Below are 16,000 nucleotides of genomic sequence, written 5' to 3'. Positions count from 1 at the left end.
TTTCCTTAGAAAGGAGGTGATCCAGCCGCAGGTTCTCCTACGGCTACCTTGTTACGACTTCACCCTAATCATTTGTCCCACCTTAGACGGCTCGCTCCCTAAAAGGGTTACGCCACCGGCTTCGGGTGTTACAAACTCTCATGGTGTGACGGGCGGTGTGTACAAGGCCCGGGAACGTATTCACCGCGGCGTGCTGATCCGCGATTACTAGCGATTCCGACTTCGTGTAGGCGAGTTGCAGCCTACAGTCCGAACTGAGAATGGCTTTAAGAGATTAGCTTGACCTCGCGGTCTCGCAACTCGTTGTACCATCCATTGTAGCACGTGTGTAGCCCAGGTCATAAGGGGCATGATGATTTGACGTCATCCCCACCTTCCTCCGGTTTGTCACCGGCAGTCTTACTAGAGTGCCCAACTGAATGCTGGCAACTAGTCATAAGGGTTGCGCTCGTTGCGGGACTTAACCCAACATCTCACGACACGAGCTGACGACAACCATGCACCACCTGTCATTTTGCCCCCGAAGGGGAAACCTGATCTCTCAGGTGATCAAAAGATGTCAAGACCTGGTAAGGTTCTTCGCGTTGCTTCGAATTAAACCACATGCTCCACCGCTTGTGCGGGCCCCCGTCAATTCCTTTGAGTTTCAACCTTGCGGTCGTACTCCCCAGGCGGAATGCTTAATGCGTTAGCTGCGGCACTGAAGGGCGGAAACCCTCCAACACCTAGCATTCATCGTTTACGGCATGGACTACCAGGGTATCTAATCCTGTTCGCTACCCATGCTTTCGAGCCTCAGCGTCAGTTACAGACCAGACAGCCGCCTTCGCCACTGGTGTTCTTCCATATATCTACGCATTTCACCGCTACACATGGAGTTCCACTGTCCTCTTCTGCACTCAAGTTTCCCAGTTTCCGATGCGCTTCCTCGGTTAAGCCGAGGGCTTTCACATCAGACTTAAAAAACCGCCTGCGCTCGCTTTACGCCCAATAAATCCGGATAACGCTTGCCACCTACGTATTACCGCGGCTGCTGGCACGTAGTTAGCCGTGGCTTTCTGGTTGGATACCGTCACGCCGACAACAGTTACTCTGCCGACCATTCTTCTCCAACAACAGAGTTTTACGACCCGAAAGCCTTCTTCACTCACGCGGCGTTGCTCCATCAGACTTGCGTCCATTGTGGAAGATTCCCTACTGCTGCCTCCCGTAGGAGTTTGGGCCGTGTCTCAGTCCCAATGTGGCCGATCAACCTCTCAGTTCGGCTACGTATCATCGCCTTGGTGAGCCGTTACCTCACCAACTAGCTAATACGCCGCGGGTCCATCCAAAAGCGATAGCTTGCGCCATCTTTCAGCCAAGAACCATGCGGTTCTTGGATTTATGCGGTATTAGCATCTGTTTCCAAATGTTATCCCCCACTTAAGGGCAGGTTACCCACGTGTTACTCACCCGTCCGCCACTCGTTTTAAGTCGAATCACGATGCAAGCACCGTTCATCGACCAAAACTCGTTCGACTTGCATGTATTAGGCACGCCGCCAGCGTTCATCCTGAGCCAGGATCAAACTCTCATATAAATATGAGCTGTTCGAATAGCTCGATTTGTTGTTCTAGCGAATTGACTTCGCAAATGTTACTTTTTGCCTCGATACCGAAGTATCAAGGACCCTGCACATTTAAACGAAACTTTGTTCAGTTTTCAAAGGACGATCTTGCCAAAAGACAACTTCGATAGATTATCATGCCAACAAACGAGTGTCAACACTTTTTATTAATCAGCTTCACAACAAGATTATGAAGCGCCTTCTATCACTTTCTAAAAAGAAAGTTCGGTTTTTGACAGCAATAATATAATACCAGTAACCTCGTCGGCGCGCAAGCATTTTTCTCAAAATATCTGCACGATTCATGGTCGTAAAATGCTTGTCACAAAGGAAAAGTATCCACTCACTCACAACTTTTCTTGCAAAATCAAAAAGTGCGGCAATCAGGCTAGGCCTGAAAACCGCATAAACTGAAATAACTTAACTTTTTCGACGCAAATTATTGTTCACTTTGTATGCTGCTTTGCTGGCTTCATACCCAATTTAACCTGGCAATCAGGACAAATACCGTAGACTTCAAGGTGATGACCGCTCACCTTAAATCCGGTTTCTTTGGCAGCAACGGCTTCAACGTCTGTCACTCCTGGGTAGGTAAAGTCAAAAATCTTACCACAATTTGTGCAGATCGCATGGTAGTGCGGTTCAATTGGAAAATCAAAATGTGTTGCCGCATCATTGGAAGACATTTCTTCAACTAGATTAAGATCCACCAACAGACGCAAATTGTTATACACCGTGGCAACACTCATATGCGGAAATTGCGGTGAAAGCTTTGCATAAATCATCTCGGCTGTCGGATGTGCGGTGCTGTCGATCATATATGAAATGATCGCCTCACGCTGTGGTGTGACCCGAATCTGCTTTGCTTTGAGCAAGTTAATTGTCTTGTTATAAACCGCCTGATTCATCGCCAACCTCCTAATTTATAAACATTATCATCTAGTAAAATTGTACGCCTTTTTCTAATGTAGCACAACCTTTACTTACAAAAGTTTAGAATTTCTCAGTACTGGGCACTCAAGAATGACGCATGAGCTTGTGTGCACCAAAACGGACTTATCCCTCAGCGACAGCCCTGATACATCTAATTTGGCCAAGGGCTTTGATCATATTGTCACCTTTACACATTACAAAGCGCCCCTATGAAGACAGGCTGTCAATTGAAAAAAGCAGCGCCTCAGTGGGCACTGCTAAACCATAATCATCATGACTACTTTGAGTCATCGCTGCTATCGTCATCACTACTGCTTTTAAGTTCGGGCGCATCGGTTTTGTATTCATCCACCGTAGACTTACCCTTATTTTGCGCCTTCAGACTCGTACCGTCTTTTTGGGCAGCTTTGAGCTTCTTCTTCGTATCGGTTAACTTATACGAAAAGTCACTGCGATCGACTTTTTTAAAGCCGCTTGGCGTATAGAATCGGAGAAGGTCGCCGTTAATCACGCGATCTGACAAGGAAAGTTCAGTCGTCACGCGGTTGGTAGCCGCGTCAACTGTCTTTTTCTGACTGGCTGATAGTTTGCTGATCTTCTTGCCAGTGCTGGTGTTAAAGTACTGACTTCCCACCTTGGTAAAGTCAGGCGTCACAAAATCCCCGTTTCTGAATGCAACTGTTTGTGGATGGTTGGGCGACAGCAAATCAGAACCAAATTGAACAGTGTTGTTATCCTTGACACCAAGTAAATTCAAAATGGTCGGCAACGCATCGATTTCCCCACCGTACGTGTGATTAATGCCGCCTTTGAGTCCTGGCATATGGATCATAAACGGCACTCGTTGATACATGGCGTTGTTATAGTCATTAAAGCCGGAGATGTTGGTTAACTTAGCCATCGCCTTTTTATGGTTGTTGGAAATCCCATAGTGGTCGCCGTATAACACAATCATCGACTTATCATACAACCCGGTTTCTTTTAACCAATTGAAAAATTCACCCATGGCTTCGTCAAGATAGCGCGCCGTCTGCACATACCCGTCTACCGTGTCATCGCCTGTATCGGTTTTACTGATCGTTTGGTTGGCCTTATCTAGAGTATACGGATAATGGTTGGTAACCGTGATCATTTTGGCATAAAACGGCTGAGGTAGCTGTTCAATGTATTGAGCCGAATCTTTAAGGAAGATCTTGTCTTTCAGACCATAGCCCACGTCATAATTCTTACCGCTTGAGAAGTAATTCTTCGAGAAGAAGTAATCATACCCCCAAGACTTATACGTATTATCGCGATTCCAAAAGCTTGGTACATCCCCGTGGAATGAAGCGGTCGTGTAGCCATGCTGATCCAAAATAGCCGGAGCTGCCTGGAACGTGTTGGTCGTGCCATCTGTCACCATAGCTGCGCCTTCAGGTAAGCCAAATAATGAGTTCTCCATCATCATTTCGGCATCCGCGGTTTTACCTTGGCCAACTTGATTAAAGAAGTTATCAAACGATAAAGTGTCAGATTCGTGATACAGCTTATTCAAGTTTGGCGTGACTTCCTGGCCATCCCATTTGAAGTCGATCATAAACTGCTGCAGGCTCTCCAGGTGGATGATGAAAACATTTTTACCTTTTGCCACACCCGTGTATTCCGCATTTGGGGCGACGCGATTTTTGTTTAAGTAATTCAGTACTGACTTAACATCGCTCGAATCGGCATTAGCTTTGGTGGCGCTGTTTTTAGCTGTCTTAACGCCATCGACAACCGTGTAAGCATTCAGGCCGAGATACTTGACGATATAGTTGTTATCAAAAGTCCGGGTCAGCAAACCAGAACGATCGCTGTAGGCCATCGCCAAGTTGGCGCCAAACATCAATACCGCCAGCAACGAAACACCGAGAGCAAACCGTTTTTTGATCGGGCGAATATCCATGCGAATCACTTTAAACGCCAGCAACAAAATCAAAACCACAACGTCAACAAAAACCAGGAAATCCGTTGGTTGAACAATCCCCATGATCCCTTTGTTTAAGTTATTGGAAACTGCTCCCGATCCTTTGATCAACGCAAACGTCAAGAAGTCTGAGAATTCCCGATAATAAAGCACATTGGCAAAAAGCCAAACAGACGTCAATGCATCAATTACCAGCATCGTGACATACGATTTTCGTCCGGACATATATAAAGCAATGCCAAAAAGAAAAAGCGTTGTCGGGATGGGATTAATCGCCAAAATCAGATGTTGAAAGCTGCCGGTGACTCCCAAGTTAAATTTGGCTTGATATGCCCAGTACGTCTTTGCCCAGAATAAGACAATGGCAAGGGCCAAAAAGCCGAGTCTTGTATTGAAAAAACCTCGAAGTTTAGTGCCGATCTGGTTCATTTGGAGCCTCCAAGTCATTGTTTAATGTCAAAAGTATAGCACATTCGCTAGGATAACCGCTCGTTTCTCAAAAGACAAATGTTCACCGTTGATTAAGGCTTAATTATGGGCAATCTTAAAGAAGCCTTAAAATAGGACGCCCGGATATCGTGGAGAACGAGCGTTGTATTATTTACGGTGCGTGTCATGCGAAGCTCTGCTTTCCATAGAGCGTTTACCGGCGCAGGAGTCTGCATTGTAAGGGTTTTGGCGCAACGGTCAATGATTTCTTACTGGGGATTGTTCTATTAGAGGCAAAAAGCTAATTGATTTTCGCTTTCTATAACGCGTTCGCAGTCGCAGAAATCTACGTGTAAGGACCTCAAGCCTAAATGGCAAAACCCAGCCATTTAGGCTTGAGGCCACTTACACTCCGATTTCTAAGCGCTCCTGCTCACGCTCACATAAAAAAGAGGCCAACCCTTTCAAGTCCGCCTCGTTCAGCACTCAGACTTAAGCCTGGTCACTGTCGTTAGTATCATTAGTGTCCTCGTCTTCATCAAAATCCATCAGATCATAGATTTCCATGGCCGCAAGATCGATGTTGTCAAACTGGAAAGTCTGGTGCGTTCCTAGTTCTTCAAGTTCATAAGTTTCGGTCTTGGGATCGTATGTCACGAGGCCCTTTTCATCACCATTTTTTTCGAAGCGGCGTGACTGCGTCTCGCCGTCGCCTGTCTGCATGGCTTCGAGGCGTTTGATGATGGCCACGAGCTGTGATTGTTTCATAAAATGGCCTCCTAATTTTCCTATTTCAAGAAATAGCTTAGCATAAACCGCCGCCTCTGTGGGAGAAATATCACTTCAAATTGCAGTTTTATCCGCTTTGATAACGTTGCGCGACGACGGGTAAATGGACTATGCTATTTGCAACCTACATATAAGGAGCGCGCGTATGACATTGCAACCACTAAATGAACAATTACCGGCGATTGAGGTCAGTGAAATCCGGCAATTTGACGAAAGCGTCAGTAAAATTCCCGGCATTTTGAAATTGACCTTGGGTGAGCCTGATTTTAACACACCAGAACACGTTAAACAGGCGGGGATCAAAGCCATTCAGGAAAACTATTCCCATTACACCGGCATGGTTGGTGACCCTGAATTACGGGCAGCGGCCCAGCATTTTTTCAAAACTAAGTATGGAACGGATTATGATGCCGCGGATGAAATCCTGGTGACCGTGGGCGCGACAGAAGCCTTGGCAACGGCGATTACCACGATTAGCGATCCTGGTGATGCGATCCTGGTTCCTTCCCCCATCTACCCTGGCTACATCCCGCTTTTAACCTTGAATCATGTAACGCCGATTTATATCGACACCAGCAAAACCGATTTTGTATTGACACCGGAACTCATCGAGGCCACCATTACTGCCAACCCTGATGCCAAAATTAAGGGTATCATCCTGAATTATCCTAGCAATCCCACCGGCGTGACCTACCACGCTGCCGAAATTAAGGCCATCGCTTCAATTGCTGAAGCACATGATCTTTATATGATCTGTGACGAAATTTATTCCGAGCTGACTTATGGTGCTACCCATATTTCGATGGGGCGTTATGCATACGATCGGACATTTGTCGTCAATGGCCTATCTAAATCCCACGCCATGACCGGCTGGCGCATCGGTTTCCTGATGGGTCCGCGTCACTTAATCGCTGAAGCCAAAAAGGTGCACCAGTATCTTGTTACTGCCGCAACTACCATTGCGCAACGTGCCGGCATCGAAGCCTTAACGAATGGTACCGACGATGCCCAGGTCATGAAGGCAGCCTATATCAAACGGCGCGATTTTGTTTATGCTGCCCTTATTCAAATGGGCTTTGAAGTGGCCCGCCCTGATGGTGCTTTTTACCTTTTTGCCAAAATTCCCGAACGGCTTCATATGCATTCGCGTGAATTTACCCAAGCGCTAGCCAATGAACAGAAGCTGGCCCTGATTTCCGGAACTGCATTCGGCCCTGGTGGTGAAGGCTACATCCGGATCAGTTATGCCGCCTCAATGGACGACCTTAAAGAAGCGGTCAAACGGCTGCGCGCTTTCATCGCCAGTCGCACTGCCTGATTGCTGCCAAAAATGTACTGACTGAGCACAGCACCTAAAAAAGTGACGTTAGAGACAATCTTGATTCATGTCTCTAACGTCACTTTTGATTTGTCTGAGTCTCTGAACACAAACCGCAGCGCAACACCTGATGTTCAGGAAACCTTATCCGACTTTTTGGGTGGTAAGGCCATCGCGATGATGCCGCAAATCATGCCGAGATAATAAGTTAAAAAACGCCACAATAACATCCCTAACACCAACTTGGATGGCGAGGCAACATACGTCGCAAACAGCGTCTTAAAGCTGTATTCCGCACCGCCAGCACCGCCAGGAATCGGGAACAGGCTCACGATCATGACGATCATGACGTGCAGAACAATCACCTCAACAATGCTGACGTGATTAACCCCGAGTGCCAGAAGAACAAAATACGGCACCGCATAATAAAGCAACAGCTGCACCAGCGTCAGTAAACAAGCCTTGATCACGCGTACTTTTTCCCGCTTTAAATGCAGACTTTCCGCATAAAACGTATCGATTTTATGATCAAGATCGGTCTGCATCGCCAGTTTTCTTTCCGGCTTCACAAACCAGCCAACCGGCACCATGATGAGTCTAACCAAGCGCTTGGTAAATTTGTAATAGTACATCACCATCAGCAAGCCAGCAATCACGATCACGTGAATCACAAACCCAAACACAATGAAGATAGCAAGCGCACCAAAATGTCTGGAAACCTGATCAAAACCGATGACCAACGTCAGGATGAAGTTAATCAGCACCATAAACTGATACACGACAAACTTCATCAAAAGTACCGAACTCGCACGACCGGCCTCAACGCCGCTTTGCATCAGCGCAAATAACTGAGCCGGCTGACCACCGGAAGCCATTGGCGTAATCGCGTTGAATAGCTGCTCGACCAGTGGTACCCGGAGCGCCGTCTTAAAATCGAGTGTATCCGTCCCGTTCTTGATAAAAATCTGGACGACAAACGTTTCGACAATCCATGAGCCGAACATGAGCAAAAAGGCCACCAGCAACCACTTTAGATCAAGTGATAATAACTCGTGCACCAGCTTGGCGCCATTCAAATCACGCGCTTCGTAAATAAAAATGCCGGCGCCAATCAGAACCATGATTAGGACGGCCAGTTTGTTCTTCCGTGTCATATAACTCCTCGGCTATTGCTTCCCTAACGCGGCTTGCTTTACGTAGAAATCGTGCCAGATCTTTTCAAGGCGGCTTTCCGCATAAACCTGCGCTGCCTGATGACTTTTAGTCGCATAAGTTGCCAACAACTCCCGGTCATCCGCCAAGGCCCGAATCCGCGCCTGCATATCATCGACATCAGCCGCGGTAATGGCATAAGGGGTGATGATCTGCTGGTAAAGCTCAAGATCACGTACCATAACCGGCGTACCGGTTGCAAAAGCTTCAAGCACCGACATCGGAAACAGCTCTTCAAAAGACGGCAAAAGAAACAGGTCCGCCATGTTATAGTAGTCAATCATGGTTTCCCGCGGCATAATACCGGTAAAGTCCAGGTTTGCCGGCGCATTTGCTACTGCCTGCTTAAGCCGTTCATAGCCTTCAGTGATCCGGCCAAATGAAAATCCGCCAGCCCATACAAACCGAAAGTCAGGATTCTGTTGGGCCAATTTGATAAAATCACCGACGCCTTTCCGATCTTGCACCTGACCGGCACCGAAGATCACAAAGTCATCGGGTTTGAATCCGTTTGCATGGCGTAATGCCTGCCGTTTCTCGGCTGACACTGGATGAAACGTCCGTTGCGAAACAAAATTCGGAATATACGTCACTTTGTCGGGACTGATCCCATAAGCTTCCAATTTCGGAATGAAATTGGGATTGACCACGACCAATTCATCCATCCGCTTATAAAAGGCAAGCGTATATTTATCAAGCGTCCACCGCGCAACTCGCGGCAACTTTAAGCTGGCATCCAACGTGCTGGGAACAAAATGAACAAATCCGATTTTTCGACCTCGTTTTTTGGAAAAGGTTGAGGCGTAAAACTTAGGATCAATTGTATGATAATGGCTAATGTCACTGCGCGTATAACGATTCACATTGATTTGAAACTCATTGGCAAAGTCATGCTTGAGCAGCCCCATTAATTCTGTGTAAACTGCCCCCACGCCTTGCCCCGCCACTTTATTAGCGGACGAAAACATGTTAATAACGATCATAGTTAGCCTTTCATGGTCCGTTTACTCGTACTTTCATCGGTCCATGGCGCAGATTCATCAGCTTCATTAGGCGAATAATGACTGATAACATCACGATAGAAATCAAGCACGCGATCCCCGAAACGATCCGCAGAAATGGCAGCTAGTTTTTCAGCACGCGGTTTAGGGTCATCATAAGCGTTAGGATGACGCAGATAATTCACAACTTGATGAACCATTTCCGCTTCCGTTGAAAAAGTGGTTCCAAGTGCCGGATCATCAAGTAAATGATCGGTGTAATCGCCTGACAAAGCCACCACTTTTCGATCTGCCGCCATGGCTTCAATGTAGGTTAACCCCTGGGACTCCGAATCACTTGCCGACACAAAAACATCGCCAACCCGGTAATAATCACCCACATCATCATGATTGATTTCACCGGTGAATCGCACATGATCGGCAATTTCTAACTCGGCGGCCTGTGTCTCCAGATCTTCTCGCGCTGGACCGTCACCAACAATTAAAAGCACGGCGTTAGGAATCTGCGCCAAAATGGCCGGCATCGCACTGATCACCTTGTCGATCCGCTTCTCATAAGCAACCCGACTGAGTGAGATCAAGACCGGTACATCAGCTAGGCCCAGCTTTTCACGAAGATGCGGATCTTTTTGCTCGGCAAATTGGGTTAAGTCAACTCCGGTCGGTATGATCTTAATCTGCGTTTTGACACCATAGCGCCGTAACGTATCGTAAACCCGTTCAGACGGCGCAATCACGCCACTGACATGATAAAGAAAGGCACGCGTAAATTGCTTCACATGATACGGCTTTAGCAGATGGCCATTTAAAACATAGTGCAGGTAATCTTCATACATCGTGTGATAAGTATGGATGGTTGGAATCTTTAATTGCTTCGCCACAAACTTGCCGATGTAACCCATTGAAAACTCGGTTTGTGTGTGGACAATATCCAGGTTCAGTTCCTTTGCTACGGCATAGGCATGGAACAATCCGCGCACCGCAATTCGCCGATCGGTAAAGGACACGAATGGCACACTCGTAAAACGGAATAAGTTGGGCTCGACAGCATCATCCGGCACATGTGGGTCAGTGGTCGTAAAAATATAAACCTGATGACCTTTGCGCTCTAGATCGTCCTTCAAGGTCTTGATGGACGTCGCGACACCGCTGACTTGCGGAAAGTAGCTATCTGTAAAAATCCCGATATTCACCTGATCCCCTCCAGACGTCATTTGTTTAGTATAAGTATAAAGATAGGCTTAGCTAAATGCAATTTTCTCACAAACCTTTAGAATTATCTTACCTTGCCGTCAAATTAACCTCATCAGGCAAAAGTCGTAAGTTTTTTCCCAGTCGTTTTGTAAGCATTGTTGAAGCCAAGCCTTTTATAAACTATCTTCTCCATTCGCTATCCATAACATTTTTAATAATAGCCAACAAAGCAATCATCTTTTAGCCGTCTTCTCGGCATGGGTGCTATCATCAGATGGCGGCATTTTAACTTTGGCATTGACCCGCCGTGCTCTGCGGAAATACTTGGAAAAAATGTGGCTGTTGATTCCCCAGAAGTAGAAAACAATCGCACCTATCACAATCACCACAAAGTCCATGGGATAGTGAATCCAGTTTAAACCATTAAACTCACGACTGCCAATTAAGGAAATGACCGACAGGAAGATCAGGTAGCCGATCATCCACGCGGACGCTTTCAGCTGTTGCCATGTCGAACGCCAGCCCGAACGCCATTCATAAAATAAATACAGTGGAATGCCTAAGAAGATGACGCCGATGACTTCCACTGTCGTTGGCCACTTCGCCCAATATGCTGCCAGTGAAGTTAACACAAACGCCAAGGGTGCCATGAAACGCAATCTGGCTGACTTAACCGGTCGCTTAAAGTCAGGTGCCATGTCGCGTAATGAGATAACCGTAACCGGACCAGTCAGATAAGCGATCAGCGTAGCCGTCGAAATGACGCTTGCCAGTGTTCCCCAAGACGGGAAAATCGAGACCATGACCATACTCAAGACTGCATTGACTACCATTGCGACTCGCGGCGTTCCGTATTTTTCGTCAATTTTACCGATGAATTTAGGAATATGGTTGTTCCCGACCATGGCCTGAAGTGCGCGCCCTGATGAAGCGACAAACGAGACGCCGGTACCAAATGGCGACACAAAGGCATCCATATAAAGTAAAACGGATAACCAGTGAATTCCTAATAAAATGGCCAGATCAGCAAATGGTGAATTGAGATTCAATCCTTTCCACCCGTGCGTTGCCAACATGTTCGGCGAGATCGTCGTAATGAAGACACTTTGCAGCAAAATATAGATCACCCCGCTGATTAACAGCGAGATGCCGATGCCACGTCCGATGTTTTTCTGCGGGCGTTTAACATCGCTGCCCATATTGATCACGGTCTGGAACGCATTAAACGAGAAAATAATCCCTGATACCGATGTTGCCGCAAAAATCGGTGCGCTCCCATATGGCATCAAGGTGGCCAACGAGTGTCCATAATTTTCGGGATGGAAGCTCGACATTGCCAGCAAAATAATCGTCAGCAGCGGCACCCCGATTTTAAAAATCGAAATGAAGCTGGTAAACCGCGTCAACAGCGTGACTGACCAGTAATTAAGCAATGTGAAAATAATAATAAACGCAAAGACGACTAGCAAGCCCTCCGGCGTTATCTTGCCTGCCTTTAAAAAGCCGCGAGTAAAGCCCGCCCATTGCCACGGCCACGACGCCATATACTGCACGGCCGCCACAGCTTCGATCGGCAGCAAGGTGACCAACGAAATCCAGTTGGCCCACGATGCGATGAAACCGACCAGCGAACCATGTGAATACTGGGCAAATTTGCTCATCCCGCCAGACTCAGGAAACATGGTCCCCAGTTCGACATAGTTATAAGCGATGACCCCAATGATGACGCCACCAATGATCCAGGAAAAAATCGCAGCTGGTCCGGCAACTGCGGCTGCTTCCCATGATCCAAAAAGCCAGCCGGAACCGATCAACGAACCAAGCGCCAGCATGACTAATTGAAATAGACCAATTTTATTATCTTTTCCTTTAGAAGCGATAATATGAACCCTCCTTATAAAATGACTTTTATAATTTAACGCAGATTTCTCCATATGTAAAATAACCTGACTCGTAGGATGGCGCCACAAACAAAGTCATGGGACTGGTGGCGCGTGCCTGAGATTTTTTGGGGTCTTTGCAGAAATCAATCATCCTTGTCACCTGAAACGAAAAATAGAACGATCTGTCCTCACATACCGATTTTATTTTGGCAATCGTTAATGTGGAATTTAGTTGAAGCTTCAATTGCGGGATCTCATTTAAAAAAGTTGTCGCTTCAGCATTAAATACGCACGCTCTCATTTTTTCGCGAAAAAAATAAGAAAATAATGTTATTAATTTTGCATTTTCAAAAGTGCTATCTGTTCTCCTTTTCGCGAGCATACAAGTGATTAAATGGTATAACTGAACAATTGTTCGCTATTCAATTGCAAACGTTTTATTGTAGAATAATCTTGTCATTACAGGGTAATACTGTTAGTTAATCGGAGGGAGGAGGCGATATGAAACAAGTAGAAATAGAACTCATACGTGAAGCTGTAAACGATTCGGCAGCATTTGGCAAATTGTTCGCTCAGTATCGGCCATTGGTGTTGACGGTTTTAAAACCTTACCATCTCAGAGACTTTTCATACGACGATTGGATGCAGGAGGCCCGGATTGCGATGCTTAAAGCCGTTGTTCGCTATGACGGCAGCAGCGGCTCACAGTTTGGCCCCTACTATCGGATGGTTTTAAAATCCCACCTGCGCTCGGTGTTGCGCAAACACTTTGCCCATAAACGGCGCATTGACGCCAACGCTATTCCGGTCAATGACACGTCACTCGAGTCCTTGCATGATCGACTGGCAATTCGCTCAGTTGAAGACGGACTGCTAATGCGCGTTGAATTCTTACAGTTTTTGGAAAGTCTATCACCCCTGGAATATGAGGCATTTGAGGCGGCCATTCTATACCCGTCCAAAAAGCCCATGCTTGATCGGCATCGACGCGCGTTGGAACGCGCTCGCGCGAAGATTCTGAAGTTCTCGCGGGAAGACGAGTAACAAGAACTCTAAAAAGCTTCCCGGGATTGCTGAAACGCCACAACTGCCTTACCATGGCCGTTAACGACGGACACGGTAAGGCAGTTTTGCGTGATATGAATTTATTTAGCTAAAAACCGGGTTACAAACCGGCATTTAGCTTAGGAGTGCTTTTATCTTCAACTTTCTGGAATCCTGAGAGTGGCCATAGTCTCATTCCGTTAAAGCGACCACCCGTTTAGGGATTTGGGACAGCAAACACAAAAAACTAACCCACAACTTTTAAGCAAGCAATACGCATCAATCCAGCCAAGTTGGAGTGTCAAATCCTTGTAAAACTTGCCACTTTAAAAAACTTTATCTATTCAGTATTGAAACAGTCCAGCTCACGCCGAAATCTCTTCAAATCAGCCTACCAAGCCAGTTGGACACACGTAGAGATCGATCGATTCCGAAGAGTCGATTTTTGGCGTCATTATTGATATGATCAATAGAAGGCAACAAGTTATGGAAAAGCAACAGCGACAGACCTCAAGATGTGTGCTGCAAAAGACAGCGCGTCTCACATGCACTCAGAAAACCTGGTGACACAAAAAACACTAACCTGAGCGCATGTCCATCACATCTACAGAAGGTACCTGTTAATTAGATGACATTGAAAAAGCCTGAGGCCGCATTCACACGTCCACAGTGATGAATGACTAACGCTGCCATACACTTATTTATGACTGCTTGGCATTCCTCTTTTCAAAACAGAACCAAAATATTGAGCAGTCAATTTCCACGCAGAAATGGAGGAAATCAAAATGGATATCGTTATTGTTATCGGTGGTGCGCTATTTGTCTTAGGCATGTTGATCGCAGCCGTAAACACGCGCATTGATTATGGATTCTTCACCCACTATCGAAGTGTCAACCGCGGCGTTAATCTGATCGCGATACTGCTCATCATCATCGGTTTAGGGATCGTCATTCTTAAATTCATGGCAAATGGACAGTAAGCCTGTTTCAGACCCAATAAATCGGAAAATAAAGCCCAAAGTTCCTTATGCGCACCGAAAAGTACCACTCAGACCACACCATGAGCCTATTCACCAGAAAAAGCTGGCGGCAAATGACAAAAATCAAACAGCGAACAGTAAATTCGAAAACGGTTCATGAATGAAAGATGATCGGCATTTGGCACAGAAATTACCAGATAGCCGATCATTTTTTCTTTAGACCCCTCACCTATTTCAAGGTACAAAAAAAGCCCCACTATAGGGGCAAGTCTACCGGTGATCGGGGTCGAACCGATACTCCATTGCTGGAACGGGATTTTGAATCCCGCGCGTCTGCCAATTCCGCCACACCGGCATAATGTAAAATGGCACTCTCTTGCTGGGCGTTAACCGCAAGATAAGGCGGTGATCGGAATCGAACCGACGATCAAGGTTTTGCAGACCCATGCCTTACCGCTTGGCTACACCGCCATATTCATCAAGTTAAGCGCGTTTCTCCTATGGCAGTTGGAGAAAATTGGGGTAGCTGGATTCGAACCAGCGCATGACGGAGTCAAAGTCCGTTGCCTTACCGCTTGGCTATACCCCAGTAAAAGGGCGGTATGTGGGGATCGAACCCACGTATGCCGGTGCCACAAACCGGTGTGTTAACCGCTTCACCAATACCGCCATGATAAGCAGGGATAGTAGGAGTTGAACCCACACTGACGGTTTTGGAGACCGTAGTTCTACCATTAAACTATATCCCTATAAATGGAGGAGATAGGATTCGAACCTATGAACCCGAAGGAGCGGATTTACAGTCCGCCGCGTTTAGCCTCTTCGCTACTCCTCCATAATGGCGCGGGACGGAATCGAACCGCCGACACATGCAGCTTCAATGCATTGCTCTACCGACTGAGCTACCGAGCCATTTAGATCGCTTTTATGAAGTTGATGTTCCCCTCAATTAGAGGGGGACGGTTCCAACGGGACTCGAACCCGTGATCTCCTGCGTGACAGGCAGGCGTCCTAACCAACTAGACCATGGAACCATGTAATTGCGGGAGCAGGATTTGAACCTGCGACCTTCGGGTTATGAGCCCGACGAGCTACCGAACTGCTCCATCCCGCGATAATAATAAAGGAGAATGAGGGATTCGAACCCTCGCGTGGACTTACGCCCACCTGACGGTTTTCAAGACCGTTCCCTTCAGCCAGACTTGGGTAATTCTCCATCTAACCATGACCCGTACGGGATTTGAACCCATGTTACCGCCGTGAAAGGGCGGTGTCTTAACCACTTGACCAACGGGCCACAACGGAGAAGGAGGGATTTGAACCCTCGCACCAGTTTCCCGGTCTACACCCTTAGCAGGGGCGCCTCTTCAGCCACTTGAGTACTTCTCCATGTGCAATATAAAATTAATGGAACAATGGGCCTAGGTGGACTTGAACCACCGACCTCACGCTTATCAAGCGTGCGCTCTAACCAACTGAGCTATAGGCCCATATCATAATCGCAGCGGGTGACGAGAATCGAACTCGCGACAACAGCTTGGAAGGCTGTGGTTTTACCACTAAACTACACCCGCATAAGGGTGATTATGAAAATGGCGCGGGACAGAATCGAACTGCCGACACATGCAGCTTCAATGCATTGCTCTACCGACTGAGCTACCGAGCC

At 46.9% G+C, this 16,000-nt stretch carries 10 protein-coding genes, 15 tRNA genes and 1 rRNA gene; 3 read left to right on the top strand and 23 right to left on the bottom strand.

Annotated features, from left to right (window positions below):
* Positions 1-9 precede the first annotated feature (9 nt).
* From LACPH_RS03980 to LACPH_RS03965, 4 genes are all read right to left on the bottom strand, one after another.
* Positions 10-1,579, bottom strand: a 16S ribosomal RNA gene (locus LACPH_RS03980).
* A 473-nt stretch (positions 1,580-2,052) separates the two neighbouring features.
* Positions 2,053-2,514 (bottom strand): Fur family transcriptional regulator, encoded by a 462-nt coding sequence (locus tag LACPH_RS03975; protein WP_025013988.1) that lies wholly within the window; start codon positions 2,512-2,514, stop codon positions 2,053-2,055.
* Between the two features lie 302 nt (positions 2,515-2,816).
* Positions 2,817-4,913, bottom strand: a complete 2,097-nt coding sequence (locus tag LACPH_RS03970) for an LTA synthase family protein (RefSeq protein WP_010493838.1) — start codon at positions 4,911-4,913, stop codon at positions 2,817-2,819.
* Between the two features lie 492 nt (positions 4,914-5,405).
* On the bottom strand, positions 5,406-5,681 hold the full coding sequence (locus tag LACPH_RS03965) for a YkuJ family protein (protein WP_010493839.1): 276 nt from the start codon (positions 5,679-5,681) through the stop codon (positions 5,406-5,408).
* 166 nt (positions 5,682-5,847) lie between these two features.
* Here LACPH_RS03965 and LACPH_RS03960 point away from each other — a divergent pair, with 166 nt between their 5' ends.
* Entirely contained in the window at positions 5,848-7,020 is a 1,173-nt protein-coding gene (locus LACPH_RS03960; protein WP_274784558.1) for a pyridoxal phosphate-dependent aminotransferase, read from the top strand.
* Between the two features lie 134 nt (positions 7,021-7,154).
* Here the strand turns inward: LACPH_RS03960 and LACPH_RS03955 are convergent, their stop codons facing one another.
* The 4 genes from LACPH_RS03955 to LACPH_RS03940 all read right to left on the bottom strand — a co-directional run bounded on the left by LACPH_RS03955 (position 7,155) and on the right by LACPH_RS03940 (position 12,361).
* Positions 7,155-8,174, bottom strand: a complete 1,020-nt coding sequence (locus LACPH_RS03955) for a lysylphosphatidylglycerol synthase transmembrane domain-containing protein (protein ID WP_274784557.1) — start codon at positions 8,172-8,174, stop codon at positions 7,155-7,157.
* A 12-nt stretch (positions 8,175-8,186) separates the two neighbouring features.
* Positions 8,187-9,215, bottom strand: coding sequence for a glycosyltransferase family 4 protein (locus tag LACPH_RS03950; protein WP_274784556.1), 1,029 nt, complete (start codon positions 9,213-9,215; stop codon positions 8,187-8,189).
* A gap of 2 nt (positions 9,216-9,217) precedes the next feature.
* A complete protein-coding gene (locus LACPH_RS03945; RefSeq protein WP_087911754.1) occupies positions 9,218-10,426 on the bottom strand; it encodes a glycosyltransferase family 4 protein in 1,209 nt (402 codons plus the stop codon).
* Between the two features lie 234 nt (positions 10,427-10,660).
* Positions 10,661-12,361 carry an APC family permease gene (locus tag LACPH_RS03940; protein ID WP_370531193.1) on the bottom strand — a complete coding sequence of 567 codons (1,701 nt, stop codon included), beginning with the start codon at positions 12,359-12,361 and terminating at the stop codon, positions 10,661-10,663.
* Between the two features lie 450 nt (positions 12,362-12,811).
* On the opposite strand from LACPH_RS03940, the gene LACPH_RS03935 reads away from it, so the two are divergent.
* Both LACPH_RS03935 and LACPH_RS03930 read left to right on the top strand, forming a co-directional pair.
* A complete protein-coding gene (locus LACPH_RS03935; RefSeq protein ID WP_010493845.1) occupies positions 12,812-13,354 on the top strand; it encodes a sigma-70 family RNA polymerase sigma factor in 543 nt (180 codons plus the stop codon).
* A 785-nt stretch (positions 13,355-14,139) separates the two neighbouring features.
* On the top strand, positions 14,140-14,334 hold the full coding sequence (locus LACPH_RS03930; RefSeq protein ID WP_025013782.1) for a hypothetical protein: 195 nt from the start codon (positions 14,140-14,142) through the stop codon (positions 14,332-14,334).
* Between the two features lie 271 nt (positions 14,335-14,605).
* On the opposite strand, the gene LACPH_RS03925 is transcribed toward LACPH_RS03930, so the two are convergent.
* The 15 genes from LACPH_RS03925 to LACPH_RS03855 form a co-directional block, all read right to left on the bottom strand.
* Positions 14,606-14,689 (bottom strand) — tRNA-Leu (locus LACPH_RS03925).
* A gap of 45 nt (positions 14,690-14,734) precedes the next feature.
* Positions 14,735-14,805 (bottom strand) — tRNA-Cys (locus LACPH_RS03920).
* Between the two features lie 46 nt (positions 14,806-14,851).
* A tRNA-Gln gene (locus LACPH_RS03915) sits at positions 14,852-14,923 on the bottom strand.
* Positions 14,924-14,930: 7 nt separating this feature from the next.
* A tRNA-His gene (locus LACPH_RS03910) sits at positions 14,931-15,003 on the bottom strand.
* Between the two features lie 9 nt (positions 15,004-15,012).
* Positions 15,013-15,083: transfer RNA gene (locus LACPH_RS03905), tRNA-Trp, on the bottom strand.
* Between the two features lie 5 nt (positions 15,084-15,088).
* Positions 15,089-15,169, bottom strand: a tRNA-Tyr gene (locus tag LACPH_RS03900).
* A 4-nt stretch (positions 15,170-15,173) separates the two neighbouring features.
* Positions 15,174-15,246, bottom strand: a tRNA-Phe gene (locus LACPH_RS03895).
* A gap of 48 nt (positions 15,247-15,294) precedes the next feature.
* Positions 15,295-15,368 (bottom strand) — tRNA-Asp (locus LACPH_RS03890).
* 6 nt (positions 15,369-15,374) lie between these two features.
* Positions 15,375-15,448: transfer RNA gene (locus LACPH_RS03885), tRNA-Met, on the bottom strand.
* Between the two features lie 10 nt (positions 15,449-15,458).
* Positions 15,459-15,550 (bottom strand) — tRNA-Ser (locus tag LACPH_RS03880).
* Positions 15,551-15,559: 9 nt separating this feature from the next.
* Positions 15,560-15,631 (bottom strand) — tRNA-Glu (locus tag LACPH_RS03875).
* A gap of 4 nt (positions 15,632-15,635) precedes the next feature.
* Positions 15,636-15,723 (bottom strand) — tRNA-Ser (locus tag LACPH_RS03870).
* Positions 15,724-15,750: 27 nt separating this feature from the next.
* A tRNA-Ile gene (locus tag LACPH_RS03865) sits at positions 15,751-15,824 on the bottom strand.
* A gap of 13 nt (positions 15,825-15,837) precedes the next feature.
* Positions 15,838-15,908, bottom strand: a tRNA-Gly gene (locus LACPH_RS03860).
* A gap of 19 nt (positions 15,909-15,927) precedes the next feature.
* A tRNA-Phe gene (locus LACPH_RS03855) sits at positions 15,928-16,000 on the bottom strand.

It is taken from the genome of Lacticaseibacillus parahuelsenbergensis (genome assembly GCF_030770265.1).
GTDB classification, from domain to species: Bacteria; Bacillota; Bacilli; order Lactobacillales; family Lactobacillaceae; genus Lacticaseibacillus; species Lacticaseibacillus casei.
The sequence above is the reverse complement of the archived record's forward strand: the minus strand, read 5'-3'. Positions and strand labels throughout refer to the sequence as shown.